The 1,124-nt window shown below is 38.8% G+C and carries 2 protein-coding genes; both read right to left on the bottom strand.

The window, feature by feature from the left end:
- Positions 1-94: 94 nt before the first annotated feature.
- Positions 95-544 (bottom strand): hypothetical protein, encoded by a 450-nt coding sequence (locus tag E1140_RS00235; protein WP_155177954.1) that lies wholly within the window; start codon positions 542-544, stop codon positions 95-97.
- 12 nt (positions 545-556) lie between these two features.
- The coding region (locus E1140_RS00230; protein WP_155177953.1) for a T9SS type A sorting domain-containing protein at positions 557-1,124 on the bottom strand (568 nt) is incomplete at its 5' end.

The raw sequence follows: 1,124 nt of genomic DNA, 5'->3' as shown, positions 1-1,124 counted from the left end.
TCACTAAATTTGCAGTAGTCAGGGCTTTGCGAAGCAATGAGTGGAAAAAGCCCTCACTTACTAAAGTAATACGAGGGTTTTACTCAATTAACCACTATTCACTAACTAAATTAAACTGATATTCACCTGAAACTGATTCTGTTCTACCTCCAGTTGGTACGGCACCAGCAGTAAAGGTTAATACAAGATTGCCGTTTGTTAGGCTCACATTAATGGATGTATCACCATCTCGTATAATTTGATTTCGATTTTCATTCTCAAAATCCCAATTACCTGAGACCTCCCACACAGGGCTTAGACCATTTTCTGTAGCATAGGTTTTGTTACCAATCGTTAATTTAAAGCCTGCAAACTGGCTTGTCACATCAAAGCCATCTTTGGTAACTCCGTCATTACCTAGAGTCCATTTGCTGTTGCCATTCATCAGAGCAGTTAGCTGCTCTTCAATTTCGCTTGGTGCTGGCTCAGTGTCGTCTTTGCAACTAACAATAGTTAAAAGACTAATCAGGACTACTGATAGGGATATATATTTTAATATCGTCATGGTTTCTGAAGTTTATTCTTTGATGATTTTGTAGGTAGTATAATCCTCACCTGCAGTGATTCTTAAAATGTAGATACCTTCACTAAGGTGAGCTATGCTGTTTGGTGCATTTGCTTTAATGTCCATGACCCTTGTACCATTCATATTTAATAACTCAATGGAAACACCCTCTTGCTGAGTCTTAATGGTTAAAACATCAGATGCTGGATTAGGATAGATGAGTAACGCAGAAGTGATATCATCAACCCCTGTTATAGTGTTAACCTCAAAACTTTGCTCCACCGAGGTAGCAGCGAGAAATGCAGCATCACCTGATTGATTAGCACTTACCACCACTGTTCCTAATCCTGAGAATGAAACTACATTTCCTGATAGTGTGGCTGGCCCACTTACAATTTCAAAGTTTACCTCTAAGCCAGAACTAGCCGTTGCAGAAATCATAAAAGAACCTGTTTCGAAAAACTGATCCTCTACTGGATTGAATGTAATAGTTTGATTTGCTTTTGAAACCGTTAATGTTTGTGCAACATCTGCTGCTACTAAGTAATTATCATCACCTGCTTGAGAAGCAGTGATTTCA

The sequence above is a fragment of the Fulvivirga lutimaris genome (assembly GCF_009711525.1).
Lineage (GTDB): Bacteria > Bacteroidota > Bacteroidia > Cytophagales > Cyclobacteriaceae > Fulvivirga > Fulvivirga lutimaris.
The sequence above is the reverse complement of the archived record's forward strand: the minus strand, read 5'-3'. Positions and strand labels throughout refer to the sequence as shown.

What these genes read in the sequence shown, in the direction of transcription:
- E1140_RS00235 (WP_155177954.1), bottom strand. Translation starts at nt 544, where the DNA reads ATGACGATATTAAAATATATATCCCTATCAGTAGTCCTGATTAGTCTT.